24 protein-coding genes and 1 other RNA gene are annotated in these 23,825 nt (G+C 62.8%); 16 read left to right on the top strand and 9 right to left on the bottom strand.

Annotated elements, in window-relative coordinates; translation table 11 throughout:
- Nucleotides 1–72 precede the first annotated feature (72 nt).
- Nucleotides 73–1,050, bottom strand: coding sequence for a DMT family transporter (locus VXL81_RS15350; protein WP_416554986.1), 978 nt, complete (start codon nt 1,048–1,050; stop codon nt 73–75).
- A gap of 201 nt (nt 1,051–1,251) precedes the next feature.
- Here VXL81_RS15350 and VXL81_RS15345 point away from each other — a divergent pair, with 201 nt between their 5' ends.
- Both VXL81_RS15345 and VXL81_RS15340 read left to right on the top strand, forming a co-directional pair.
- Entirely contained in the window at nt 1,252–2,028 is a 777-nt protein-coding gene (locus VXL81_RS15345) for a Bax inhibitor-1 family protein (RefSeq protein ID WP_416554984.1), read from the top strand.
- Nucleotides 2,029–2,143: 115 nt separating this feature from the next.
- On the top strand, nt 2,144–2,617 hold the full coding sequence (locus tag VXL81_RS15340; RefSeq protein ID WP_340546337.1) for a GNAT family N-acetyltransferase: 474 nt from the start codon (nt 2,144–2,146) through the stop codon (nt 2,615–2,617).
- 399 nt (nt 2,618–3,016) lie between these two features.
- Here the strand turns inward: VXL81_RS15340 and rpmG are convergent, their stop codons facing one another.
- The 6 genes from rpmG to gatC form a co-directional block, all read right to left on the bottom strand.
- Nucleotides 3,017–3,184, bottom strand: coding sequence for a 50S ribosomal protein L33 (rpmG, locus tag VXL81_RS15335; RefSeq protein ID WP_007814563.1), 168 nt, complete (start codon nt 3,182–3,184; stop codon nt 3,017–3,019).
- Nucleotides 3,185–3,291: 107 nt separating this feature from the next.
- Nucleotides 3,292–3,712: RNase P RNA component class A (gene rnpB, locus VXL81_RS15330), an RNA gene on the bottom strand.
- Between the two features lie 171 nt (nt 3,713–3,883).
- Entirely contained in the window at nt 3,884–4,594 is a 711-nt protein-coding gene (locus VXL81_RS15325; protein ID WP_416554982.1) for an N-acetylmuramoyl-L-alanine amidase, read from the bottom strand.
- A gap of 15 nt (nt 4,595–4,609) precedes the next feature.
- A complete protein-coding gene (locus VXL81_RS15320) occupies nt 4,610–5,383 on the bottom strand; it encodes a hypothetical protein (protein WP_340546069.1) in 774 nt (257 codons plus the stop codon).
- Between the two features lie 39 nt (nt 5,384–5,422).
- On the bottom strand, nt 5,423–6,910 hold the full coding sequence (gene gatA / locus VXL81_RS15315; RefSeq protein ID WP_340546070.1) for an Asp-tRNA(Asn)/Glu-tRNA(Gln) amidotransferase subunit GatA: 1,488 nt from the start codon (nt 6,908–6,910) through the stop codon (nt 5,423–5,425).
- A gap of 3 nt (nt 6,911–6,913) precedes the next feature.
- The gene (gene gatC, locus VXL81_RS15310) at nt 6,914–7,201 is read right to left on the bottom strand and encodes an Asp-tRNA(Asn)/Glu-tRNA(Gln) amidotransferase subunit GatC (protein ID WP_008561736.1); all 288 of its coding nucleotides are present in this window, start codon (nt 7,199–7,201) and stop codon (nt 6,914–6,916) included.
- A 193-nt stretch (nt 7,202–7,394) separates the two neighbouring features.
- Between gatC and VXL81_RS15305 the strand changes: the two genes are divergently transcribed.
- Nucleotides 7,395–8,087 (top strand): metal-dependent hydrolase, encoded by a 693-nt coding sequence (locus VXL81_RS15305; protein WP_340546071.1) that lies wholly within the window; start codon nt 7,395–7,397, stop codon nt 8,085–8,087.
- A 147-nt stretch (nt 8,088–8,234) separates the two neighbouring features.
- On the opposite strand, the gene VXL81_RS15300 is transcribed toward VXL81_RS15305, so the two are convergent.
- Both VXL81_RS15300 and VXL81_RS15295 read right to left on the bottom strand, forming a co-directional pair.
- On the bottom strand, nt 8,235–8,858 hold the full coding sequence (locus VXL81_RS15300; protein WP_416535089.1) for a DNA-3-methyladenine glycosylase I: 624 nt from the start codon (nt 8,856–8,858) through the stop codon (nt 8,235–8,237).
- 87 nt (nt 8,859–8,945) lie between these two features.
- On the bottom strand, nt 8,946–9,407 hold the full coding sequence (locus tag VXL81_RS15295) for a nucleoside deaminase (RefSeq protein WP_416554980.1): 462 nt from the start codon (nt 9,405–9,407) through the stop codon (nt 8,946–8,948).
- Nucleotides 9,408–9,469: 62 nt separating this feature from the next.
- Here VXL81_RS15295 and VXL81_RS15290 point away from each other — a divergent pair, with 62 nt between their 5' ends.
- The 13 genes from VXL81_RS15290 to VXL81_RS15230 all read left to right on the top strand — a co-directional run bounded on the left by VXL81_RS15290 (nt 9,470) and on the right by VXL81_RS15230 (nt 23,823).
- On the top strand, nt 9,470–10,822 hold the full coding sequence (locus tag VXL81_RS15290) for a pseudouridine synthase (protein ID WP_416554978.1): 1,353 nt from the start codon (nt 9,470–9,472) through the stop codon (nt 10,820–10,822).
- A gap of 191 nt (nt 10,823–11,013) precedes the next feature.
- Nucleotides 11,014–11,931, top strand: a complete 918-nt coding sequence (locus tag VXL81_RS15285; protein ID WP_416539062.1) for a 5-bromo-4-chloroindolyl phosphate hydrolysis family protein — start codon at nt 11,014–11,016, stop codon at nt 11,929–11,931.
- 22 nt (nt 11,932–11,953) lie between these two features.
- A complete protein-coding gene (locus VXL81_RS15280) occupies nt 11,954–13,150 on the top strand; it encodes a toxic anion resistance protein (RefSeq protein ID WP_416535086.1) in 1,197 nt (398 codons plus the stop codon).
- A gap of 86 nt (nt 13,151–13,236) precedes the next feature.
- Complete coding sequence (locus VXL81_RS15275; protein WP_416555050.1) at nt 13,237–14,121, top strand: DUF2927 domain-containing protein; 885 nt, start codon at nt 13,237–13,239, stop codon at nt 14,119–14,121.
- A 56-nt stretch (nt 14,122–14,177) separates the two neighbouring features.
- Entirely contained in the window at nt 14,178–15,365 is a 1,188-nt protein-coding gene (locus VXL81_RS15270) for an SPFH domain-containing protein (protein ID WP_416539063.1), read from the top strand.
- A gap of 87 nt (nt 15,366–15,452) precedes the next feature.
- The gene (locus tag VXL81_RS15265; RefSeq protein ID WP_416554976.1) at nt 15,453–15,980 is read left to right on the top strand and encodes a cytochrome b/b6 domain-containing protein; all 528 of its coding nucleotides are present in this window, start codon (nt 15,453–15,455) and stop codon (nt 15,978–15,980) included.
- Nucleotides 15,981–15,991: 11 nt separating this feature from the next.
- Nucleotides 15,992–17,146, top strand: coding sequence for a TFIIB-type zinc finger domain-containing protein (locus tag VXL81_RS15260; protein WP_416554974.1), 1,155 nt, complete (start codon nt 15,992–15,994; stop codon nt 17,144–17,146).
- A gap of 50 nt (nt 17,147–17,196) precedes the next feature.
- Nucleotides 17,197–17,868, top strand: a complete 672-nt coding sequence (locus tag VXL81_RS15255) for a nitroreductase (protein ID WP_340546080.1) — start codon at nt 17,197–17,199, stop codon at nt 17,866–17,868.
- A 28-nt stretch (nt 17,869–17,896) separates the two neighbouring features.
- Nucleotides 17,897–18,343 carry a D-aminoacyl-tRNA deacylase gene (dtd, locus tag VXL81_RS15250; RefSeq protein WP_416535081.1) on the top strand — a complete coding sequence of 149 codons (447 nt, stop codon included), beginning with the start codon at nt 17,897–17,899 and terminating at the stop codon, nt 18,341–18,343.
- A 476-nt stretch (nt 18,344–18,819) separates the two neighbouring features.
- Entirely contained in the window at nt 18,820–20,406 is a 1,587-nt protein-coding gene (locus VXL81_RS15245) for an ABC transporter substrate-binding protein (protein ID WP_061048721.1), read from the top strand.
- Between the two features lie 14 nt (nt 20,407–20,420).
- Entirely contained in the window at nt 20,421–21,377 is a 957-nt protein-coding gene (locus VXL81_RS15240; RefSeq protein WP_416535138.1) for an ABC transporter permease, read from the top strand.
- Nucleotides 21,374–22,189, top strand: coding sequence for an ABC transporter permease (locus tag VXL81_RS15235; protein WP_416554972.1), 816 nt, complete (start codon nt 21,374–21,376; stop codon nt 22,187–22,189). The genes VXL81_RS15240 and VXL81_RS15235 overlap by 4 nt, the downstream gene beginning before the upstream one ends.
- Nucleotides 22,186–23,823, top strand: coding sequence for an ABC transporter ATP-binding protein (locus VXL81_RS15230; protein ID WP_416554970.1), 1,638 nt, complete (start codon nt 22,186–22,188; stop codon nt 23,821–23,823). The genes VXL81_RS15235 and VXL81_RS15230 overlap by 4 nt, the downstream gene beginning before the upstream one ends.
- The last annotated feature ends 2 nt before the right edge of the window (nt 23,824–23,825 follow it).

Genomic DNA, 23,825 nt, shown 5'->3' with positions numbered 1-23,825 from the left:
AAGAGGTCCGCGCTGCGGGCCTTTTTGTTACGATACAGCCTGAGCTGAAGTTCGGTGTCAGCGTGTGTGCATTTACACCTTGAGTGGATCAGGTTGTGGGTTGCGGCCAGCGAAAGTCACCAGCAGTGCCGCAAGGGTAATGGCAAAGACCCCCAGAACCCCCAACGCTCCCGGTATCACCGAAAACAACACCAGATCAAAGCCAAGCGCCCAAACAAGACCGGTAAAGTCAAAAGGCGCGAGCGTACTGACCGGAGCCCGTGCCACCGCTTCATTGGCGACAATGTGACCGATGCCACCAATCAGCCCGGCCAGAGCAAGCCATCCGAACATTGCTGTGCTGAGGGACACCCAACCCAATGGCAAAGAAGCAAGCCCGAGCCCGGCAGAGACAATCGCAAAGTAGAAGGCAATGGTGGATGAACCCTCGGTTGCCGTCATAGTTTTTGTGTGCACCCGAACGAACGCCATAGTGAATGCATACGCGAGACCAGCAACCACGCCAATCAAGGCTCCATCGCCGGGCAATTCAATAGCCTCCCACAACAGCAATACAACCCCCGAAAATCCAACGGAAATTGCGATTATAATTGTGGCGGTCAACCGTTCCCCGAGCATCATCGCCGCGATTGGCAAGACCAGAACCGGTGCAAGGTAGGCCAGGGCTTGTGCATTGGCGACAGGCAGATAAGCGAGGGATATAAAAGACATTGCCATGGAAAACGCACCAAAAGCACTCCGTGTCACATGCAGTCGAGGATATCGTGTCTTCAACGCGGCAGGGAACTCACTGCGCCAAGCCATGTAAAGAACGATGGGCACCAACGCCAGAGCAGATCGCCAGAACATGATTTGACCAATAGGCACACTCTGTGCCGCACCATGGATTGCGGCTGACATGGCGGTCATCAGGAATGCGGCCAACAGACGTAACCCGATCCCTTGAAGATGTGTGTTTTGTGATCTCATGATGGAAGACATGTCAAAATTGCGCGACCACCACAATAGAAATGCACTCAAAGATTGAGCGTGACTATCACCTGTCAGCAATATTCCCCCTAGATGGCCAATAGAGACTTGATCCCTTCCCCGCGACCGAGCTTCCACCGCTTTTTGTCGATAATTCCACCGAAACTTCGGTCTACGGCCTTGAACCGCGCCCCGCTTCACCCGATATTTGCGAGGAACGCCAGGTCTCTGCACGCAGCAGGAAACCTGCGCGAGGGAGTTTAAAGACGGAGACCATGATACATGGCACAGTTTGACACCATCCGGTCCACAGCGGGCGCACGCGCTGCGGAGATCGATGCGGGCCTGCGCGCCCATATGAACAAGGTCTACGGCACCATGGCCGTGGGCACATTCATTACATTTCTGGCTGCCTGGGCCATCTCCGGCCTGGCGGTGACCACTGATCCGGCCAATGCCGCAGCCCAGCTGAGCGCGGATAAATACCTGACCAGCATCGGCTATGCGCTTTACGCCTCGCCGCTGAAGTGGGTGATCATGTTTGCCCCGCTGGCCTTTGTGTTTGGCATCGGCGCCGCCGCGAACCGCATGTCGGCCGCGGGCGTCCAGCTGCTGTTCTACGTCTTCGCCACCGTGATGGGCCTGTCGATCAGCTCGATCTTCCTGGTGTTCACCGGCGAAAGCATCGTGCAGGTGTTCCTGATCACCTCCATCGCCTTTGCGGGCCTGTCGCTGGTGGGTTACACCACCAAGAAGGACCTCAGCGGCATGGGCGCCTTCCTGATTATGGGCCTGATCGGCCTGATCGTGGCGTCTATCGTCAACATTTTCCTGGCGTCGTCGGCAATGGCCTTTGCGATCTCCGTGATCGGCGTGCTGATCTTTGCGGGCCTCACCGCCTATGACACCCAGCGGATCAAGAATGACTATCTCCAGCACGCCCATATGGGCGACCAGGAATGGCTGGCGAAATCCGCGATCATGGGCGCACTGAGCCTCTATCTGGACTTCATCAATATGTTCATGATGCTGCTCCAGCTGCTTGGAAACCGCGAATAACGCGACACCTTCCAGAGCCAACCAAGACCGGGGCGGATCATAACGATCCGCCCTTTTTCTTTGCCCGCGCTGCCGTTGCGGCCGGGACATGTCACGCAACGAATTTGAGACCCCGATGAGATTGATTGATATCGCCCCGAAAGAGGCGCACCGCATTGTCCCGCTGCTGCAAGAGCTGCACGCGCTGCATGTCACCCACCAGCCTGACCGCTACCCGGCCGATCCTGATGGTGCAGCGCTGGCCCGCTGGCTTGAGACATGGCTGAGCGAGCCAAGCCTGACCGCCCGCGCCGCCGTCAGCCCGCAGGGGCGGATCATGGGCTATGTCATCTATGGCATCGAGGAGCGCCCTGCCCTCCCCGTCCGCAGGGCCGAGACCCGCGCCATGCTGCACCATGTCGCCGTCGCCAAGAGCTGGCAGCGCATGGGTGTCGCAACCGCGCTGATCACCGATATGAAGCGTTCTGTGGCGGCCAAGGGCGTTCCGGTGATCGCCACCACATACGCCCCCTTCAACACCGCCTCTGCGGCGCTGATGCAGCGTATGGGCCTGCTGCCTGTGATGGTCATGGCCGAGTGGCGCGGCTAATCTGGGGCCACAACGAAAAACAGGAGGCGACCCCACCGTCGCCTCCTGTCATGGTCGCTCCCCCGAGCCGACCTGTGGTGCTGTGAACTTCCGAAACCGCGCGCTTCTGGCGCTGCATCCCGGACCCACTCTCTCACCCACATCCCAAGACATATGTGACGGCCAAATGTGGCATTTTCGGGCCGATCCGGCGCACCGTCGGTGTTTTCATTTACCGAATTTTCATAAAATGCGCGCGACCGGCAGCCCGGCCAGCGGCGCCCGGTCAGTGGCGCCCGGTCAGTCAGGCAACAACGCGGCCACACGAAAAAGGGCCGCACCCTGGTGCGACCCTTCTGATCTACTGTCCCGAATATCGGGGGCGGTGTCGCGTCCGGAGGCAGCGCAACACCAAGAGGCTTATTTGATTTTGCCTTCTTTGTATTCAACGTGCTTGCGCACGACCGGGTCGTACTTACGCACAACCATTTTCTCGGTCATGGTGCGTGCGTTTTTCTTGGTCACGTAGAAGTGGCCCGTGCCCGCGGTCGAGTTCAGGCGGATCTTGATTGTGGTCGGCTTCGCCATGGTATTCTCCTGCGTCCGAAAAGGCAGGGGCCTCTCGGTAAATTCCTATATGAGCGTGCGCTTTTACCTGCACCACCCCGCGAGTCAATAGGATTCGAGGGGATATTTTGCGCAGAGGGCCTGTAAGCCGGATTTTGTTCCAGGGCCAGGGCCCCTTCGACGACCATTCATCTAGGATGCACATTGCTGCGCACCTCCAGCTGCCAACCCGACCCCTCTTGGCCAAAACATGCCTAGCGGCGGTATCGGCTGACGCCGACCGGCCCGCGCGGGGGTCCTATTTGGCATTGCTCCCGGTGGGGCTTGCCGTGCCACCCCTGTTGCCAGCGGCGCGGTGGGCTCTTACCCCACCGTTTCACCCTTACCCACATGGGATCACCTGACAGGCAGGCGCACATGGGCGGTCTGTTTTCTGTGGCGCTCTCCGTCAGATCGCTCTGCCCGGGCATTACCCGGCACCGTTGTTTTGTAGAGTCCGGACTTTCCTCGCGACGCCTTGCGGCCCCCCGCGGCCGTCCGGCCCTCTGCGCAGGGGTTGGCGTAGAAACTACTGCGCCCAAGGTCAAGCGGATAGTGCACCGGGGGCGTTGCCCCCTCGCGCCTGCGGCGCTCACCCCCAGGATATTTGCGGCCAGAAGATGCCGGGACGCTCTCTATCTTCTGGCGTCAAATATCCCGGAGCGCGAGGCAGAGCCTCGCTCAGGCCTCTGCCCGGGACGCATCGGTCAGCAGCGGCAGGACGTCCCTGTCGGTCAAGGGACCGGTCTGCCATGGCCGGAATCTGAGGCGCACCGCCTGCAGCAGGGTGGCGTCATCCACATCCGCCGTAAAGCCACGCCGCCGCGCCAGAGCGCGAAAGCGGTCCATCCCGACGTCGGTCTCTGGCCGCGCCGCAGCACCCGGCGCGGCGCTGGCCAGCCCCTGTCTGGCCAGCCGCGCCCAGTCAAAGCGGGCGCCCGGGTCACATTTGCGCCCTGGCGCCATGCAGGAATGCCCGATCACACCGGAGGCCGGGATCCGCCAGCGCAACAGCACGGCCCGCAGCAGCTCCTCCAGCCGGTTCATCTGGGCTGCAGAAAACGGATGATCGCCCCGGTTGTCCAATTCGATCCCGATCGAGCGGGAGTTGATATCCTCCTGCCCGCACCATTCCCCGGCGCCGGCATGCCAGGCGCGGTCGGCCTCCCTGACCATCTGCCACAGCCGTCCGTCAGCGGCGATCAGGTAATGGGCCGACACCTCGTACTGCGGGTCGCAGAGCCGCTCCAATGCGGCCTCGGCACTGTCCATCGCGGTGTAATGCAGCACAACCAGATGCGGCGTCAGATCATGGCGGCGCGCATTGAAATTGGGACTGGGGTGCCAGATGGCATCCGTCCCGGTGTCAGCAGAGGTCGGCGGAGGTGTCATGAGGCGCCAGCCGCCTCAGTTCTGCACCGCAAGTCGATAGGGCGCTGGATCCCAGCCGCAGGCGTAGCCGTCCCCATCGGGATCAAGCGCCTGGCGGTCACGTTTCGGGCCGCCCGCTTCGAGAAAGGCAATCTGGGCCAGTTCCGGCGAGGCAAATCCGGCGCAGTTGCGCGAGGAGCGGGCCGCCAGGTTGAAGCCGGAGCGTGAATAGATCCGCTGCCCACGCGGGTTGGAGGTGCTGAGCGCATAGCGTACGATATTGGGATCGCGGTCGCCGCTGCGTTCGGGCACTGCGGTGGGGCTGACCACCTGATACTGGGCGCGCTGACGGGCAAGACGCTCGGCATCGCTTTCGATGCTTTGGCGCGAGGCGACCGCATCGAAATCATTCTCGTCGGAGATCCGCGGATTGCCCGCGAGGGCCGGTGCCGGGTTTGACGGGCTGGCCTCGATCGGTGCGGTGCCCGAGTTGCCGCGTGCAGCCGCGAGGGCCGCGGCGGTTTCGCGGGCAATATCGTCGCTGCTGCCGGTCGCGGGTGCGAGGGATCCGGCGCTGCTGCCTGCGGCTGCGACGCGGGGGGCGGGCTGCGCGCTGCCCGGCAAGCTCTCGGTTGCGACGCGGACCGGCGGCACCAGCGGATCGCCATTAATCGTGGTGCCTGTCGCCGGTGCCCGGTCAAAGGGGCTGGAGCCAAATCCGGCCTCGGGGCCACTTTCAGGCACCGGAGGCTGGCACGCAGCCAGCAGCACAAGACTGCTGGTCGCCAAGATGGACCGGAATAGACGCATGATCACCACCTGTTGGTTCTGCTCAGATCAGGACAGGGTTTACCACCATTGGGCCGGCTTGGCCACAAAACCGGCGGCCCCTTCCAGCGCATAGGCCGTATTCAGCAGATCGCCCTCTTCCCAGGGGCGGCCAATCAGCTGAAGCCCCAGCGGCAAGCCCTGCGCATCAACACCGGCCGGAACCGAAATGCCGGGCAGACCGGCGAGGTTCACGGTGACGGTAAAGACGTCATTGAGATACATCTGCACCGGATCCGCGTCGATCATTTCGCCGAGGCCGAAGGCGGCCGAAGGTGTCGCCGGGGTCAGGATCGCGTCAATGCCCTGAGCAAAGACGTCTTCGAAGTCTTTCTTGATCAGGGTGCGGACCTTGCGGGCGCGGTTGTAATAGGCGTCGTAGAAACCGGCCGAGAGAACATAGGTCCCCACCATAACGCGGCGCTGTACCTCATGGCCGAAGCCTGCGGCGCGGGTTTTTTCGTACATTTCGGTAATGCCATCGCCCGCCTCCAGCGCCGCGCGCTGGCCATAGCGCACACCGTCATAGCGCGCGAGGTTGGAGGAGGCCTCGGCCGGGGCGATCACGTAATAGGCAGGCAGGGCGTATTTGGTGTGCGGCAGGGAGATATCGACGATCTCGGCCCCGGCGGCACGCAGCATCTCGGCGCCTTCGGACCAGAGTTTCTCGATTTCGCCGGGCATTCCATCCATGCGGTATTCACGCGGGATACCGATTTTCTTGCCCTTGATATCGCCGGTCAGCATCGCCTCGAAGTTCGGCACCGCCAGATCGGCGCTGGTGCTGTCCTTGGGGTCGTGGCCGCACATCGCCTCAAGCATCATTGCCGCGTCGCGCACCGATTTGGTCATCGGGCCCGCCTGATCCAGGGAGGAGGCAAAGGCCACCACCCCCCAGCGCGAGCAGCGCCCATAGGTGGGCTTGATGCCAGTGATCCCGGTAAAGGCGGCCGGCTGGCGAATCGAGCCGCCAGTGTCGGTGCCGGTGGCCGCAAGGCACAGATCCGCAGCCACGGCCGCTGCGGAGCCGCCGGAGGAGCCGCCCGGTGTCAGCTCGGCAGTATCATTGCCGCGCCGCCAAGGGCTGACCGCGTTACCATAGACGGAGGTTTCATTGGACGAGCCCATGGCGAATTCGTCCATGTTCAGCTTGCCCAGCATGACAGCGCCTGCATCCTGCAGCTGCTGCGATACGGTGGATTCATATTCGGGTTTGAAACCTTCCAGAATGCCGGAGGCGGCCTGGCTGGCGACACCTTTGGTGCAGAACAGGTCCTTGATGCCGATCGGCAGGCCGCACATGGCGGGCGCATCGCCTGCCTTGATCCGTGCATCTGCTGCCTTGGCGCGCTCCAGCGCGATTTCGGGTGTCTTGTGCACAAACGCGTTCAGCGCATCTGCGGCCTCGATGGCCTTGAGGCAGGCCTCGGTCAGCTCGACAGAGGTGGTCTCGCCCTTGCGCAATGCGTCACGGGCTTCGGACAGGGTGAGTTTGTTGAGTTCGGTCATGTCTTATTCAACCACCTTGGGCACTGCAAAAAACCCTTCGCGGGCATCGGGGGCATTGGCCAGGATCTTGTCCTGCTGATTGCCATCGGTCACCTCGTCGACGCGGCGTTTCAGGCGCTGCGGCGTCACCGACGTCATCGGTTCGACGCCCTCAACATCCACCTCGTTCAGCTGCTCGATAAAGCCGAGGATGGTGTTGAACTCATCCGCCAGTGCTGGCAGCGCGTCCTCTTCGACCTTGATACGGGCCAGTTTGGCCACTTTTGCGGCGGTGCTTTGGTCAATCGACATGGAAACCCTCATCTCGTGTTAGGACGCATTTACCGCCGCACCGCCGCCGCCGCAAGCCTGTGGCGGCGCGAAACCCCGGTGAAATCGGCGTGACGGAGCGCGGGCGAGTGGATTTTTGCACCAAGCGCGATAGGCTTAGGCCAAGACGATGCGCCAGCGGGGCCGATCGTAACAGTATTGAGGGAGACAGAACATGAAGATCATCTGGTTGGGCCATGGCAGTTTTCGCATCGAGACCGCAGGGCAGGTTCTGCTGGTCGATCCCTGGCTCACCGGCAATCCCATGCTCGCCGAGGACCAGCATGACGCCGCGATCACCGGCGCCACCCATATCATTCTGACCCATGCGCATTTCGACCATGTGATCGACGTGCTGGCGCTGGCGCGACGCCTGGATGTGCCGATTGTGGGGCAATATGACCTGATGGGCATCTGGGGCGAGACCGAGGAGGTCACCACCATCGGCTTCAACAAAGGCGGAACCGTCAATCTGGACGGGCCGCAACTGGCGATGGTGCCTGCCTCGCACAGCTCGACCTTTGCCACCCAGGACGGGCTGCGCACCGGGGGCAGCGAAGTCGGCTACATGCTGATGAGTGAAAACAAGACGCTCTATATCTCGGGCGATACCGGGTTGATGGCCGATATGGACTGGATGGGGGATTACTACAAACCCGACATCGGCATCCTGAGCGCGGGCGGGCATTTCACCATGGATATGGCGCAGGCGGCCTATGCGGCGACACGGTATTTCAACTTCAAGACCGTGATCCCCTGCCACTACCGCACGTTCCCGATCCTTGAGCAGAGCGCCGAGAAACTGGCCGAGGCGCTGCCGGATGTGACGGTGATCGAGCCGCAGGTTCTGGACGTAATCGACGTCTAGCCGACAGGCTCCCGCCCGGACCCCGGTCTGCGGTGCAGATCCGGTCCCGTTGGGCGTGGCGCCGCCCCGGCCGGGGCGGCGCGGGCACGCGCGAAAGCCTGGTAGCGCGCTGACCTCAAAAGCGCGAAGATCACGCGTGCGGCCTGATCACTCGCCGCCGGATAAGGCCGGGGATTGAAAGCTGGCGCGTGCCCTGGCCGCCTGCGCGCGGCAGATGCAATGCTCCGCGTGATCATTGACCAGCCCCATCGCCTGCATGAAGGCAAAACAGGTGGTGGGGCCGACAAATTTCCAGCCCCGTTTCTTCAGCTCTTTTGACAGCGCGATGGACTGCGGCGTGATAGAGGCCGTCTGCGGCGGCACCTGCGCATCGGGACCGGGTTCAAACCGCCAGAAAAACGCCGCCAGCGAGCCCTCCTGCCTGACCAGCTCCTGCGCGCGCCGGGCATTGTTGATCACCGCCTCGACCTTGCCGCGATGGCGGACAATGCCTGCATCCTGCAACAGGCGCTCCACATCTGCCGGGCCAAATTCCGCCACGCGGTCCCAGTCAAAACCATGGAAGGCTGCGCGGAAGTTCTCGCGCTTGGCCAGAATGGTCCGCCAGCTCAGGCCGGATTGAAAGCTCTCCAGACAGATCTTTTCAAACAGGCGGCGATCATCTGCCACCGGATAGCCCCATTCCTGATCGTGATAGGCCAGAAACTCGGGCGCGGATCCAGCCCAGCCACAGCGCAGCTGCCCGTCATCTGCCAGATATTCCTTGCTCATCACTCGCCCCCCCCCCATTTCGGCAGTGCAGGCCGCTCATCTGCTGGCCCGCCGCGCCGACACGCTACGGGCAGGAAATCAGCGCGGTCAACCGTCCCCGGCGCGACGCGCCGCAAAGAACTCCTTCAGCAGGGTTTCGGCCGGCTCTGCGCTAATGCCATCGTAAACCTCGGGCACGTGATGAGCCTGCGGGTGCGAGAACACGCAGGCACCATGGGCGACGCCACCGGATTTCGGATCGGACGCCCCGTAGTAAACACGCCCGATGCGGGCGGCAGCAATCGCCGCCGCGCACATGGCGCAGGGTTCTAGCGTCACGTAAAGGTCGTGACCGGTCAACCGCTCGGAACCGGCGGCGGCGCAGGCCGCACGGATCACCAGCACCTCGGCATGGGCGGTGGGGTCGTTCAGTTCGCGGGTGCGATTGCCCGCCTGTGCCACGACACGGCCATCCGGCGCGATCAGCACGGCGCCCACCGGCACCTCGCCGCGCGCGGCGGCTGAACGCGCCTCGGCAAGCGCAATATCCATATGAGAACGAAACGGCATAGCTCTCCCTGCCCCAGAATGGGAGCTTTCGCAACCGCGCGGAATGATCTATGGCCTCAGGTATGAGCAAAACACCATCCTCCCCCAAGGGCCAGCGCCCCGCAGCGGCGAAACCAGCCCGCGCCAGCAAGAAACCGACCGCCCCCTCCGCAACCGGCGAGAGCCCGGACGGCGACCGCATCGCAAAGGTGCTGTCGCGCGCCGGTGTTGCATCGCGGCGCGAGGCCGAAAAGATGATCGCCGAAGGGCGTATCGCCGTGAACGGCAAGGTCATCGACAGCCCGGCGCTGAATGTGGTGTTGGGCAAGGACCGGATCGTGGTGGATGGCATGCCGATGCAGGATCCGGAGCCGCCGCGCCTGTGGATGTATCACAAACCAGCGGGGCTGGTGACCACCACCAGCGACGAGCTGGACCGCCGGACCATCTTTGATGAGCTGCCCGAGGACATGCCCCGTGTGATGACGGTCGGCAGGCTTGACCTCAACTCCGAGGGGCTGCTGCTGCTGACCAATGACGGCGGCATCAAGCGGCAGCTGGAGCTGCCGTCGACCGGCTGGCTGCGCCGCTACCGGGTGCGGATCAACGGCCGACCGAAGGACAGCGATTTTGAACCGCTGCGTCAGGGGCTCGTGATCGAGGGAGAGAGATTTCAGCCGATGACGGTCGCGCTGGATCGTCAGCAGGGCGCAAACGCCTGGCTGACCATTGGCCTGCGCGAAGGCAAGAACCGGGAGATCCGCCGCGCCATTGAGGATATCGGGTTCACCGTGAACCGCCTGCTGCGCCTGTCGTATGGGCCGTTCCAGCTGGGCAATCTGAAGCCAGGCGAAGTCGAGGAGCTGCGTCCCCGTGTGGTGCGCGATCAGCTGGGTCTGACCGGTCCCGAGACCGAGGAAGACGACAAGCCCAAGCGCCCAGGCCGCCCGGTACGACAGCGCCCCGGTGCCGCGAAACCGGCGGGCAAGCCAGCGACGAAAGCCGGCGCAAGACCAGCGACAAAACCAGGCGGCAAGCCCGTCGGAAAACCTGCCGGAAACCCGGCGGGCCGTTCATTTGCAGGCTCGGACCGCTCTGGCGACAGACCCGCAGAGCGTTCAGGCGCCCGGCCCGCCGGCCGGTCCGGTCCTGGCGGCGCGTCCGGCGGCAAATTTTCAGGCAAGGGCAAACCCGCAGACCGGTTCGCCGGAAAGCCCGGCGGAAAACCGGCGGGTCACAGCACCGAGACGCCGGGCGGCAGACCGACCGGAAAGCCGACTGGCAAGCAAGCTGGCAAACCGACCGGAAAACCGATGGGCAAGCCGACAGGCAAACCGACCAGAAAATTCGGCGGTAAACCCGCAGGCGGCGGAGCTGGCCGTGATGCGGGTCGCAGTTCAGCCCCACGCGGTGGCGGCAAACCGCCCCGGCGCTGACCCACCGCCAAAGACGGCCCTGCGGCGAAGGCCTGAGACTTCCCCCTAGCAAGATGGCGCTGCATATCCTAAGTTTCCAATTGCTTGGAGCGCTCATCTCGGGGGAATAAACGTGCAGAAACTCGCCTTTGTGGCCTTGCTGATCCTGATGATCGGTCTGGCAACCGGCTGGCTGGTCGGAGGCTGATCGCATGGCGCGGCGTTTTGGCGGCAAATACAGTCCCGACGAACAAGAGCGGAAAGCCGCCGATGAACCGGCTTCGGGCGGCGCGGGCTCCAGTTCTGGCAGCTATCGCAATGCCCGCGTCGATCCGGTGGGAGCACGCGCCAATCTGATGGCGCTGCCTGCCGGTCTGGTCGCGCTGATGTCCGTTTTTTCGGGGGCTGCCGGTCTCGCCTTTGGGCTGCTTGCGGCCGCGACATGGGCCGGATCGGCCTATCTGCTGCGCGACGGGCTGAGGGCCGAGGCCGCTTATGACGATCGCAAGGTCGCCCGTCGCCCTGCCCTACCCCGCAAGATCCTCGCCGCGCTGCTCTGCGGTGTCGGCGCGCTGTTTGCCGCCTGGCGGCAGGACCCCGGCGCGCTGACGGCGCTGATCTATGCCGCGGCGGCGAGCGGCCTGCATCTGGCGGCCTTTGGGCTTGATCCCCTGCGCGACAAGGGCGCCGAGGGCATCGACGATTTCCAGCGCGACCGGGTCGCCCGTGTCGTCGAAGAGGCGGAAACCTATCTCTCGGCCATGAAGGATGCTGCTCTGCGCGCCCGTGACCGCGAGGTCGAACAGCGGGTTGAGGCCTTTCAGGAGGTGGCGCGCGATCTCTTCCGCACGGTTGAGGAAGACCCCCGCGACCTGACCGGCGCGCGGCGCTATCTGACCGTCTATCTGATGGGCGCGCGCGACGCCACGATCAAGTTTGCCGATATCTATACGCGCAGTGGCGACCCCCGGTCGCGCGAGGATTATCTGGCGCTGCTGCGCGACCTTGAGGAAAACTTTGCCGCCCGCACCCGCAAGATGCTGCTGGAGGACCGCACCGATCTGACCGTTGAAATCGACGTGCTGCGGGACCGTTTGCAGCGCGAGGGCGTTCACCTGGACCCCCGCTGACACAGCCATAAGGAACTTCGACATGTCCAAGACGACCCAGACGAAAGCCGCCCAGGAGGCTCAGCTGATCTCCGAAATCACCGCGATCGCACTGCCGGAGCCGACGGCCGAAATCCAGTCGCTGGATCAGGCCGACGCCGCCACCAGTGCAGACATCCAGTCGCGCATGGCGCAGATCGACATGTCCGACAGCAACTCGATCATCAACTTCGGCTCCGGTGCGCAGGCTGAATTGCAACAGATCAGCCAGGCCATGCTGACCGATGTGCGCAACAAGGATGTCGGCCCTGCCGGCGATTCCCTGCGCAATATCGTCACCACGATACGGGGCTTTTCGGTGTCCGAACTGGATGTGCGCCGCAAGCGCAGTTTCTGGGAGCGGCTGCTGGGTCGCGCTGCGCCCTTTGCGAAGTTCACCGCGCGATTTGAGGATGTGCAGGGCCAGATCGACCGCATCACCGACAATCTGCTTGGCCATGAGCATCAGCTGCTGAAGGATATCAAGTCGCTTGATCTGCTCTATGCCAAGACGCTGAGCTTCTATGACGAACTGGCGCTCTATATTGCAGCAGGTGAGGCCAAGCTGGCCGAACTGGACAGCAAGGAAATCCCGGCGCTGGAGGCGGCAGTGGCCGCCGCACCGGAGGCCGATCAGGTGATGCGCGCGCAGGAGCTGCGTGACATGCGCGCGGCCCGCGACGATCTGGAACGTCGGGTGCATGATCTGAAGCTCACGCGCCAGGTGACGATGCAGTCGCTGCCGTCGATCCGGCTGGTGCAGGAGAATGACAAATCGCTGGTGACCAAGATCAATTCGACGCTGGTCAATACCGTGCCGCTCTGGGAGACCCAGCTGGCACAGGCTGTTACCATCCAGCGCTCCGCCGAGGCGGCGGCGGCGGTGCGCGATGCCAATGACCTCACCAATGAGCTGCTGACCTCCAACGCCGCCAATCTGCGCGAAAGCAACAAGATGATCCGACAGGAGATGGAGCGCGGTGTCTTTGATATCGAAGCGGTGAAACAGGCAAATGCGGATCTGATCGGCACCATTCAGGAAAGCCTTCAGATCGCCGATGAGGGCAAGGCCAAGCGCGCCGCCGCCGAGGCGGAGCTGAAGAAGATGGAAGCGGAGCTGCGCGACACGCTGGCCTCGGCAAAGGCGCGGCGCGACGGGGTCGGCGATACCGCCGCCACGGCGGTTCCCGGCACCGCATGACCGCAGCCGCGCCGATATCGCAGCGCGCCCGAAGGCGACGGCTGGTGCCGGTGCTTGTCGGCGCGCTGGCCGGGACTGCGTTCCTGATGGGATGCGATCCCCTCGCTCAGCGCACCTCGCTGGTGCCGCCGACACGCCCGGCCAATCTCGCCCCGCAGCCCAAGCCGCCCTCCGCCGAGAGCCAGCGGCTGGCCCGCTACTATGGCGCCCTCCAGCAAGACCTGTTGACGCGCGGGCTGCTGCGGACCGATGGGGGCGGGCCGGAGACACCCTATGACGCCGATGATCTGCGCCGGAATTTTGAGCAGATCGCCTTTTACGACGAATATGGCAGCAGCAATCTGCGCACCTCCGGCGCGCTTGGGCGCTGGGACGGGCCGGTGCGTCTGCGGGCCGATTTTGGCCCCTCGGTCAGCGCTGAACAGCAGCAGAAGGATCGCGCCACCCTTGATGCCTATGCCGCCCGTCTGGCCCGGATCACCGGCCATCCGATCAGCACCACCACCAGCCGCGCGCGCGCCAATTTCAACGTGATTTTTGCAGGCGCCGACGACAGCGCCTATGTCGCCGGCCGCGTGCGGGAGATCCTGCCGTCGATCAGCGACGCCGACCTAGAGGTTTTTGCCAACCCGCCGCAGAGCTACTATTGTCTGGTGCGCGCCGGGGGGCTGCAGGCGGATCCATCGTCCTATATGCGCGCGGTCGCGCTTATCCGCGCCGAGCACCCGGATCTGGCGCGGCGCAGCTGTATCCACGAGGAAGTTGCCCAGGGCCTTGGCCTGCGCAACGACAGCCCGCAGGCGCGCCCCTCGATCTTCAACGATGATGACGAATTTGCGCTGCTGACCAGCCAGGATGAGAAACTCCTGAAAATCCTGTACGACCCACGCCTGCGCACCGGCATGTCCGCCGATGAGGCGCGGCCCATCGTGCAAGCCATCGCATATGATATCATGGGAGAGCCGCAGTAGCGGCTCCGCATTTGCCGACCCCGATGCCCCGGCATCGCCGAAAGAGGATGAAGACAATGGGTATTTTCGACTTTCTCAAGGGAGAGTTCATCGACGTCATCCACTGGACCGACGACACCAATGACACGCTGGTCTGGCGGTTCGAGCGCGAAGGCCACGCGATCAAATACGGCGCCAAGCTGACGGTGCGCGAAGGTCAGGCGGCGGTTTTTGTGCATGAAGGTCAGCTGGCCGATGTCTTCACCCCCGGTCTCTACATGCTGGAGACCAACAACATGCCGATCATGACCACCCTGCAACATTGGGATCACGGCTTTCAGTCACCGTTCAAATCCGAGATCTACTTTGTCGACACCACCCGGTTCAATGATCTGAAGTGGGGCACCAAGAACCCGATCATGGCGCGCGACCCGGAGTTCGGGCCGGTCCGTCTGCGCGCCTTTGGCACCTATAGCATCCGGGTGGTGGACCCGGCCCGGTTCCTGAGCGAGATCGTCGGCACCGATGGTGAGTTCACCATGGATGAAATCTCCTTCCAGATCCGCAATATCATTGTCCAGCAGGTGAGCCGGGTGCTGGCAGGCTCCGGCATTCCGGTTCTGGATATGGCTGCAAATACCGCCGATCTGGGCAAGCTGGTGGCGGCTGAGATTTCCGCCACGGTGGCCGAATACGGCATCGCGATCCCCGAGCTCTATATCGAGAATATCTCGTTGCCCGCCGCGGTCGAACAGGCGCTGGACAAGCGCACACAGATGGGAATCGTCGGTGATCTTGGCCGTTACACGCAGTTCTCCGCCGCCGAGGCGATGACCGCCGCCGCCCAGGCGCCCAATAGCGGCATGGGGGCCGGAATGGGCATGGGGATGGGCATGGCAATGGCCCAGCAGATGGCGCAGATGGCGCAGCCGGGTGCCGCCGCTCATGCAGCGGGTCAGACCAGCGGTCCCTGGGGCGCGCGGCCCGCACCCGCTGCGCCGCAGGCCGCCGCGCCGGTGGCGCCGCCGCCTCCACCGGTGGAACATGTCTGGCACATCGCCGAGAACGGTCAGACCACCGGCCCCTATTCCAAGGCCCGACTGGGGCGAATGGCACAGGAGGGCGGATTGCGCCGGGACAGCCTGGTCTGGACACCCGGTCAGGACGGCTGGAAGGCGGCAGGCGATGTCATCGAACTGGCGCAGCTGTTCACCATCATGCCACCGCCGCCTCCGCCACCGCCGCCCGCACCGCCGGCTGGCTGACATCACACAATCCCGAGGGCGCTGCGATCACCGGCGCCCTTTCTCAGGACCGACCGCAGCCCTTGTGCCACGAAGGACCTTCTGCAAATGACCCGACGCAGCGCGCTCAAATGGCTCCACTGGCTGAGCCTTGGATTGATCCTCTATTTCTTTCTCGTAGAACCGGAGGAGAACCGCGCCGATCCGGGGCTGGCGCTGGCCACCCACGCGGGCGTTGGCCTGCTCCTTGCCGTGGTCGTGCTGATCTGGACGCTTGTCTATCTGCGCAAAGGGCTGGCCGGGCCCGCCGGTCCCAAGCTGCCGAGCTGGGCCAGACGGTTCCACGGGTTGAACCACCGTGTCTTGCAAATCGGCCTGCCGGTCATGGTCGCAACCGGGGCGCTGGCCGGGGTGCTGGCTCCCTTTGCGATCCGCGCTTTTGGGGTGTTGCCGATCAATCCGGCCGCAGGCAGCCGCACCCTGCATGAGCTGGCTGAAGAGCTGCATGAACTTGCCTTTGATGCGCTGCTCATTGTCATCGTCCTGCATGGGCTGTTCCATCTGTGGCGCCATTTCCTGTTGAAGGACAACGCCCTGCGCATCATGGTGCCGAAACTGCTGCATAGATATCTTTGAGGCTTCCCCACGTGACCCAGCCCCCACCGCCGCCGCCCTCCGGCCTGTCGCCTGCCGAGAGCTCCGCCAGCGCCGAGACGCAGGCACCGCTTGAGGAACATCGGTTCCCCTGCGAGCAATGCGGCGCGGATTATCGCTATGATCCTGAAAACGGCACGCTGACCTGCGATCATTGCGGCCACCGGGAAGCGATCCGATCCGGCCCGTGGCGGGGTGGCAGCCTGCGGGAGCTGGATTTCGAGACGGCGCTCTCCTCGGGGCTGGCCGAGGCCGACATGGAAGAAACCCGCGTGTTGCGCTGTCCGAACTGCGCCGCGCAGGTGGAATTTGACCAAAAGGACCATGCGGGGGAATGTCCGTTCTGCGCCACGCCGATGGTCACAGACACCGGGATCCACCGTCATATCAAGCCCAAGGGCGTGCTGCCCTTCGCCTTTGATGAGCGCAGCGCCCATAAGGCGATGTCGGACTGGCTGGGCCAGCTGTGGTTTGCGCCGAGCGGCCTGCAACAATATGCCCGCAAAGGCCGACGCATGGACGGCATCTATGTCCCCTACTGGACCTTCGACGCCGACACCCGCTCGCAGTATCGCGGCCAGCGCGGCACCGTCTATTATGTCACCGAAACCGTGATGGTCGACGGCAAGCGCCAGTCGCGGCAGGTGCCGAAGATACGCTGGCGGCCGGTCTCGGGGCGGGTGCAGCGGTTCTTTGACGATGTGCTGGTGCTCGCCTCCAAGAGCCTGCCGAAAAAGAACACCGATGCGCTGGAGCCCTGGGACCTGTCGGCGCTGGAGCCTTACCAGCCGCAGTATCTGGCCGGGTTCCGGGCCGAGGCCTATGCGGTGGAACTGGCCGATGGCTACGGCGAGGCGACTGTGCGGATGCGCCGGGTCATCGAACGCGACGTGCGTTTTGACATTGGCGGGGATCGGCAACGGATCGAACATATCGACAGCGATTTTTCCGATATCACCTTCAAACATGTGCTGCTGCCGGTCTGGCTGGCCGCTTATAAATATCGGGGCAAGACTTATCGTTTTGTGGTCAACGGGCAATCCGGTCGGGTACAGGGAGAACGCCCCTATTCGGTATGGAAAATTGCCGCCGCCGTTGCTCTGGCACTGCTGATCGGCGCTGCTGTGGCCTATTTCGGATCACGCTGACATTCCGCGCCGAGACCACGAGCCCCCCGAAGCCGACATAAGGATCCACCATGACCACCCTTCCTGCGCTTGATGCGCTGTTCAGCCGCCGTCACAGCTGTCGCGGCTTTCGCCCCGATCCGGTACCCCGTGCGGTTATCGAGGATATCCTGCGTTGCGCCCAGAAAGTGCCCTCCTGGTGCAATGCCCAGCCCTGGCAGGTGACGCTGTTCAGCGGCGCGGCGACGGATGCGCTGCGGGTGGCCCTGGCGGAGGCGGTCGCAAAGGATCCTGTTGCCCCCGACCTCCCCTTTCCCGAGCGTTACAGTGGCGACTACAAGGCGCGGCGACAGGCCTGCGGCTGGGCGCTTTATGAGGCGGTTGGTGTTGAACGCGGCGATCGCGCCGCCTCTCACCGGCAGATGATGCGCAACTTTACGCTTTTTGACGCCCCCCATTGCGCGATTCTGACCAGCCCCAAGGAGCTTGGCCCCTATGGTGCGCTGGATTGCGGTGGCTTTGTCACCGGGTTCACGCTGGCCGCAACCGCAGCGGGCGTTGCCAGCATCGCGCAGGCCGCTGTTGCCACCTATGCGCCGATGCTGCATCAGCTCTGCGACATACCGGAGGATCGAAATATCCTTTGTGCGCTGTCTTTCGGCTATGCCGATCCCGACCACCCGGCCAACCAGTTCCGCACTGAACGCGCTGAACTGCACGACTTCACCACCTGGCGCGACTGACGCCGCATATCACTGAGTAGGATAATCCATGCGTGCCCTGATCCAGCGAGTGTCCGAGGCGTCTGTCACCGTCGACGGCGATATCATCGGTGAAATCGGTGAAGGCCTGCTGATCCTGATCTGCGCGATGGCGGGGGACAGCGCGGCCGAAGCGGATCAGATGGCGGCCAAGATCAGCAAGCTGCGGATTTTCCGCGATGAGGCGGGCAAGATGAACCGCTCGGTGAAGGACATCGGCGGCGGCGCGCTGGTTGTCAGCCAGTTTACGCTGGCCGCCGATACCCGCCGTGGCAACCGGCCCGGCTTCTCCAATGCCGCCGCGCCGGATCTGGGCCGCGCGCTTTACACCCGGTTTGCCGATCAGCTGGCGGCGCTTGAGGTGCCTGTGGCGCGCGGGTCCTTTGGGGCCGACATGCAGGTTGCGCTGATCAACTCCGGTCCGGTGACCATCTGGATGGACAGCGCGGACTGGTGAACTGCGCTTTTCTGCGGGCGGATTGCGGATAGGTTGCGGATGTCGTTTTCCGTCATGTCCTGACGCGCCCATTGGTGCCAAAGCAAGCATCCAAAATCGCGAAAATACGCCAGATCGACCATCGCGCCCGCAGCTGCGGCCTGTCGCAAAACCGGCACGGATCACCCGTTTTGGCCGAAAATCAGGCGGGGTCCACCATCCATTGGCGAAATACGGGGTGCGGCGGCGATAATAATTGGCATCGCGAGTGCATTGGGTTTTTCCACATATTGTCCCACCAGCCATTCACTTCCTACCAAATACGACATATCAGTTCCAAAAGACGACGGGATCACCGTCTCTTTATGCCTTCGCGATCCCCGCCTGCGCCAGAAAGCACGCTAATAAGGGTTGCGAGGTCGCAGCAAATGCGCAAACCTTGAATGACAATTCAAGAAATGACGTGTTCAGCGTCTAGATACGACAGGGAGTCCGCAATGAAAGACCAGATTGATTTCATGACGCAAAGCGTCACCTCCGGGAAAATGACCCGGCGTGAATTCATGGGCAAAACCGCCGCACTCGGCATAAGCGCCGCAGTAGCAGGCAGCCTGTTTGCCCGCGCCGTCGAGGCCGCAGGCCCGGTCAAAGGGGGCACGCTGAAGCTCGGCTCCATCGGCGGCGGCAGCACCGACTCGCTCGATCCCGCCGTGGCCGCAAGCCAGGTGCCCTACCACAATCTTTATCAGTTCGGTGAAACGCTGGTGAACGTGACGCCCGAAGGCGGCATCGAAAACCGTCTCGCCGAAAGCGTCGAAGCCAGTGCAGACGCCAAGACCTGGACCTTCAAGATCCGCAAGGGCGTTGAATTCCACAACGGCAAGGCGGTGACGGCCGAGGACGTGATGCGCACAATGGAGCGCCACTCCAACGAGGACAGTAAATCGGGTGCGCTCGGCATTATGCGCGGCATCGAAAGCATGAAGGCCGATGGCGACAACTTCGTCGTCTCGCTGACCACGCCCAACGCCGACCTGCCCTATCTGATGGCCGATTATCACCTGATGATCCAGCCTGATGGCGGCTTTGACAACCCGGCAGCGGGCATCGGTTCCGGTGCCTATATGCTGGTCGCCGATGAGCCGGGCGTGCGCCATATGTGGAAGAAGAACCCCAACTACTGGGATGACACCCGCGGCCATGTCGATGAAGTCGAAATCGTGGTAATCAACGACGCCACCGCCCGTATGGCGGCGCTGCAATCGGGTCAGGTACATATCGCCAACCGTGTTGAGCCCAAGGTTGCAGGTCTCCTCGACCGTGCACCGAACCTGACCGTGCGCAACGCAGCCGGTCCGGGCCACTATGTGTTTATCATGCATTGCGACACCGCGCCGTTTGACAACAACGAGCTGCGCCTGGCGCTTAAATATGCCATCAACCGTGAGGAAATGGTCGATAAGGTTCTGCGCGGTTATGGCTCCGTCGGTAACGACATGCCGATCAACTCCGCCTATCCGCTGTTTGATGACAGCATCCCGCAGCGCCCGTTTGATCCGGCCAAAGCGGCAGAGCACTACAAGAAATCCGGCCATGACGGCAGCCCGATCACCCTGCGGGTGTCGGATGTTGCCTTCCCGGGTGCATTGGATGCAGCCCAGCTGTTCCAGCAGTCGGCAAATGCCGCCGGTATCCCGCTGGAACTGAAGCGCGAGCCCGGTGATGGTTATTGGTCCGAAGTCTGGAACGCCCAGCCGTTCTGTGCCTCCTACTGGGGTGGCCGTCCGGTGCAGGATCAGATGTATTCGACCGCTTATCTGTCGACCGCAGACTGGAACGACACCCGCTTCAAGCGCGAAGACTTTGACCAGCTGTTGTTTGCCGCCCGCGGCGAGCTGGACGAAGCCAAGCGCAAGGCGCTCTACAGCCAGATGGGCATGATGGTGCGGGACGAAGGCGGTCTGATCTGCCCGATGTTCAACGACTTCATCGAAGCGACCAGCAGCAAGGTTCAGGGTTGGGTGGTGGATTCCACCGGCGACACCATGGCCGGCAAATGGTCGCATAAGTGCTGGTTGGCCTGATAGAGGTCCATGCCATGCACCCCGTCGTGAAACTTGTGTCCCAGCGCCTCGCGCTGGGACTAATTCTCTTGATCGCCGCATCCGTGCTCATCTTCATGGGCACCTTGATCCTGCCCGGCGATGTGGCGCAGTCCATTCTGGGTCAGTCGGCCACGCCCGAGGCACTTGCCAACCTGCGCGAGGAACTGGGGCTGAATGAACCGGCTGTTCTGCGCTATTTCGACTGGCTGTTCGGCGCCCTGCAAGGTGATCTGGGCACCGCCCTGACCAATGGTCAGGACATTGCAACCAGCATTGGCCGCCGTCTTGGCAACACGCTGTTCCTGGCGTTCTGGGCTGCCGTGATCTCGGTTCCCTTGGCGATCTTCCTGGGCCTTCTGGCGGTACGTTACCGCGACCGCTGGCCTGACAAACTGATCTCGGCCGTGACATTGGCCTCGATCTCGATCCCGGAATTCCTGATTGGCTATCTGCTGATCTATTTCGTTGCGGTGCAGATGGGCTGGTTCAGCTCGGTCGCGATGATCAATGAATCCATGAGCCTGCTGGAAAAACTGAACGCCATTGCCCTGCCCGTCGCGGTGCTGACACTGGTGGTTCTGGCGCATATGATGCGCATGACGCGGGCGGCGATCCTCAACGTGATGCAATCGGCCTATATCGAGACGGCGGAGCTGAAGGGGCTGAGCACCTTCAACGTGATTGCCCGTCACGCCTTTCCCAATGCCATCGCACCGATCGTCAATGTGGTGATGCTGAACCTCGCCTATCTGGTGGTCGGCGTCGTGGTGATCGAGGTGGTGTTTGTCTACCCCGGCATGGGCCAGTATCTGGTCGACCACGTGTCCAAGCGTGACGTCCCGGTGGTGCAGGCCTGCGGTCTGATCTTTGCCGCCGTCTACATCGTGCTGAACATGATTGCCGACATCGTGGCGATCCTGTCGAACCCGCGTCTGAGGCATCCGAAATGAAGAATATCCCTATCTCTGCAATGGTCGGGCTGTTCTTCACGGCCCTCTACTTCCTGATGGCGATCTTTGCACCGCTGCTGGCCCCCTATGGGATGGCTGAAATCGTCGGTGACGTCTGGGAGCCGCGCTCGGCTGAGCATCTCCTTGGCACCGACAATATCGGTCGTGATCTTCTCAGCCGGATGATCTATGGCGGACGCACCACTATCTTCATCGCCACTGCGGCCACCATCCTGTCCTTTGTCACCGGATCGGTGCTGGGCTTCTTTGCCGCCGTTGCCGGTGGCTGGGTGGATCAGGTGATGTCGCGGCTGGTCGATCTGGTGATGTCGATCCCGACGCTGATCTTTGCCCTTGTGGTGCTGTCGGTGATGCCGGTGACCGTGCCGGTTCTGATCGTGGTCATGGGTCTGCTGGACTCCACCCGCGTCTATCGTCTTGCCCGTGCGGTTGCGGTGGATATCGAGGTGATGGACTACGTCGAAGCCGCGCGTCTGCGGGGTGAGAAAACCGCCTGGATCATCTTCCGCGAAATCCTGCCCAACGCGCTGTCACCGCTGGTGGCCGAAATGGGCCTGCGGTTCATCTTCATGGTGCTGTTTGTCTCGACGCTCTCTTTCCTCGGCCTTGGCGTGCAACCGCCAGAAGCCGACTGGGGCGGGATCGTGAAAGAAAACAAGGAAGGCATCGTCTATGGCATTCCGGCGGCACTGCTGCCTGCCATCGCCATCGCCACCCTTGCGATCTCGGTCAACCTTGTCGCGGACTGGGTCCTGAACCGCACAACCTCGCTGAAAGGAGGCCGCGGATGAGCGAACCTCTTATGAAAGTGCGCAATCTCAAGATCGGCGCAACTGTCTACCCGCCGGGGGAAAAGCCCCATGACATCGAAATCGTGCATGGTGTCAGCTTTGATCTGCAACCGGGCAAGGTGCTGGGGCTGATCGGCGAATCCGGCGCCGGAAAATCCACCATCGGTCTGGCCTCCATGGCCTATGGCCGGGGCGGTGTGAAGATCACCGGCGGCGAGGTCTGGGTGAATGGCCGCGATATCCTGCAATCCAAACTGCGCGATATCCGTCGCCTGCGCGGCGGCGAGGTCACCTATGTCTCGCAATCGGCGGCGGCCTCGTTCAACCCGGCCAAGAAGATCATGGAACAGGTGATCGAAGCGGCGGTTGAACAGGGCAAATTCTCCAAGAAAGAGGCCGAAGCCCGCGCCCGCGCGCTTTTTGCCAAGCTGGGTCTGCCCGATCCAGACAATATCGGAGAGCGCTATCCGCATCAGGTCTCCGGCGGTCAGCTGCAACGCTGCATGACGGCGCTGGCGCTCTGCCCGGAGCCGGATCTGGTGGTCTTTGACGAGCCGACAACGGCGCTGGATGTGACGACCCAGATCGAGGTGCTGATGGCGATCAAGGAAGCCATCCGCGACACGGGTGTGGCTGCACTCTATATCACCCACGACCTTGCGGTGGTGGCACAGGTGAGCGACGATATCATGGTGCTGCGCCACGGCAATATGGTGGAATACGGCCCCGTCGATCAGATCATCAACGCCCCGCAGGAGGAGTACACACAGGCGCTGGTCTCGGTGCGCTCCATCACGCATGAGGAAAAGGCCCCGACCTCGGAGCCGGTGCTGAGCGTGCGCAATATCACCGCGCGCTACCAGGGCACCAAATTCGATGTGCTGCATAATGTGAACGTCGACCTGCACCCCGGTCAGACGCTGGCCGTGGTCGGAGAATCCGGCTCTGGTAAATCGACACTGGCAAGGGTGATCACCGGGCTATTGCCACCGCGCGAAGGTGATATCGAGTTTGCCGGGCGCCGGCTGTCCTCCGATCTGGCGGGACGCACCCGCGAGGATCTGCGCGAATTGCAGATGATCTATCAGATGGCGGATGTGGCGATGAACCCGCGCCAGACCGTCGGTACGATCATCGGCCGTCCGCTGGAGTTCTACTTTGGCATGAAGGGCACCGAAAAGCGCAAGCGCATCATCGAACTGCTGGATGAGATCGAGCTGGGCGAAAGCTTCATCGACCGTTACCCGGCGGAGCTGTCGGGCGGACAGAAACAGCGGGTGTGTATTGCACGTGCGCTGGCGGCGAAGCCCAAGATGATCATCTGCGACGAGGTCACCTCGGCGCTGGATCCACTGGTGGCCGATGGCATTCTGAAGCTGTTGCTGGAACTGCAAAAGATCGAGAATGTCGCCTATCTGTTCATCACCCACGATCTCGCCACGGTGCGGGCGATTTCGGATAATATCGCGGTGATGTATCAGGGCCGCGTCCAGCGCTATGGCGGCAAGACCGAAGTGCTGTCGCCCCCCTTTGACGATTACACCGATCTGCTGCTCAGCTCGGTGCCGGAAATGCGGCTCGGGTGGCTGGAAGAGGTCATCGCCAACCGCAAGATGGAAAGTGCGGGCAACTAGCA

It is taken from the genome of Phaeobacter sp. JH204B (assembly GCF_048055755.1).
Classification (GTDB): Bacteria; Pseudomonadota; Alphaproteobacteria; order Rhodobacterales; family Rhodobacteraceae; genus Phaeobacter; species Phaeobacter bryozoorum.
This window is presented reverse-complemented; position numbering and strand designations above follow the sequence as displayed.

Bases quoted from the DNA above. Each gene is read 5' to 3' on its own strand.
- VXL81_RS15345 (WP_416554984.1), top strand. From the start codon at position 1,252: ATGGCACAGTTTGACACCATCCGGTCCACAGCGGGCGCACGCGCTGCG.
- VXL81_RS15340 (WP_340546337.1), top strand. From the start codon at position 2,144: ATGAGATTGATTGATATCGCCCCGAAAGAGGCGCACCGCATTGTCCCG.
- rpmG (WP_007814563.1), bottom strand. From the start codon at position 3,184: ATGGCGAAGCCGACCACAATCAAGATCCGCCTGAACTCGACCGCGGGC.
- VXL81_RS15325 (WP_416554982.1), bottom strand. From the start codon at position 4,594: ATGACACCTCCGCCGACCTCTGCTGACACCGGGACGGATGCCATCTGG.
- VXL81_RS15320 (WP_340546069.1), bottom strand. From the start codon at position 5,383: ATGCGTCTATTCCGGTCCATCTTGGCGACCAGCAGTCTTGTGCTGCTG.
- gatA (WP_340546070.1), bottom strand. From the start codon at position 6,910: ATGACCGAACTCAACAAACTCACCCTGTCCGAAGCCCGTGACGCATTG.
- gatC (WP_008561736.1), bottom strand. From the start codon at position 7,201: ATGTCGATTGACCAAAGCACCGCCGCAAAAGTGGCCAAACTGGCCCGT.
- VXL81_RS15305 (WP_340546071.1), top strand. From the start codon at position 7,395: ATGAAGATCATCTGGTTGGGCCATGGCAGTTTTCGCATCGAGACCGCA.
- VXL81_RS15300 (WP_416535089.1), bottom strand. From the start codon at position 8,858: ATGAGCAAGGAATATCTGGCAGATGACGGGCAGCTGCGCTGTGGCTGG.
- VXL81_RS15295 (WP_416554980.1), bottom strand. From the start codon at position 9,407: ATGCCGTTTCGTTCTCATATGGATATTGCGCTTGCCGAGGCGCGTTCA.
- VXL81_RS15290 (WP_416554978.1), top strand. From the start codon at position 9,470: ATGAGCAAAACACCATCCTCCCCCAAGGGCCAGCGCCCCGCAGCGGCG.
- VXL81_RS15285 (WP_416539062.1), top strand. From the start codon at position 11,014: ATGGCGCGGCGTTTTGGCGGCAAATACAGTCCCGACGAACAAGAGCGG.
- VXL81_RS15280 (WP_416535086.1), top strand. From the start codon at position 11,954: ATGTCCAAGACGACCCAGACGAAAGCCGCCCAGGAGGCTCAGCTGATC.
- VXL81_RS15275 (WP_416555050.1), top strand. From the start codon at position 13,237: ATGGGATGCGATCCCCTCGCTCAGCGCACCTCGCTGGTGCCGCCGACA.
- VXL81_RS15270 (WP_416539063.1), top strand. From the start codon at position 14,178: ATGGGTATTTTCGACTTTCTCAAGGGAGAGTTCATCGACGTCATCCAC.
- VXL81_RS15265 (WP_416554976.1), top strand. From the start codon at position 15,453: ATGACCCGACGCAGCGCGCTCAAATGGCTCCACTGGCTGAGCCTTGGA.
- VXL81_RS15255 (WP_340546080.1), top strand. From the start codon at position 17,197: ATGACCACCCTTCCTGCGCTTGATGCGCTGTTCAGCCGCCGTCACAGC.
- dtd (WP_416535081.1), top strand. From the start codon at position 17,897: ATGCGTGCCCTGATCCAGCGAGTGTCCGAGGCGTCTGTCACCGTCGAC.
- VXL81_RS15245 (WP_061048721.1), top strand. From the start codon at position 18,820: ATGAAAGACCAGATTGATTTCATGACGCAAAGCGTCACCTCCGGGAAA.
- VXL81_RS15240 (WP_416535138.1), top strand. From the start codon at position 20,421: ATGCACCCCGTCGTGAAACTTGTGTCCCAGCGCCTCGCGCTGGGACTA.
- VXL81_RS15235 (WP_416554972.1), top strand. From the start codon at position 21,374: ATGAAGAATATCCCTATCTCTGCAATGGTCGGGCTGTTCTTCACGGCC.
- VXL81_RS15230 (WP_416554970.1), top strand. From the start codon at position 22,186: ATGAGCGAACCTCTTATGAAAGTGCGCAATCTCAAGATCGGCGCAACT.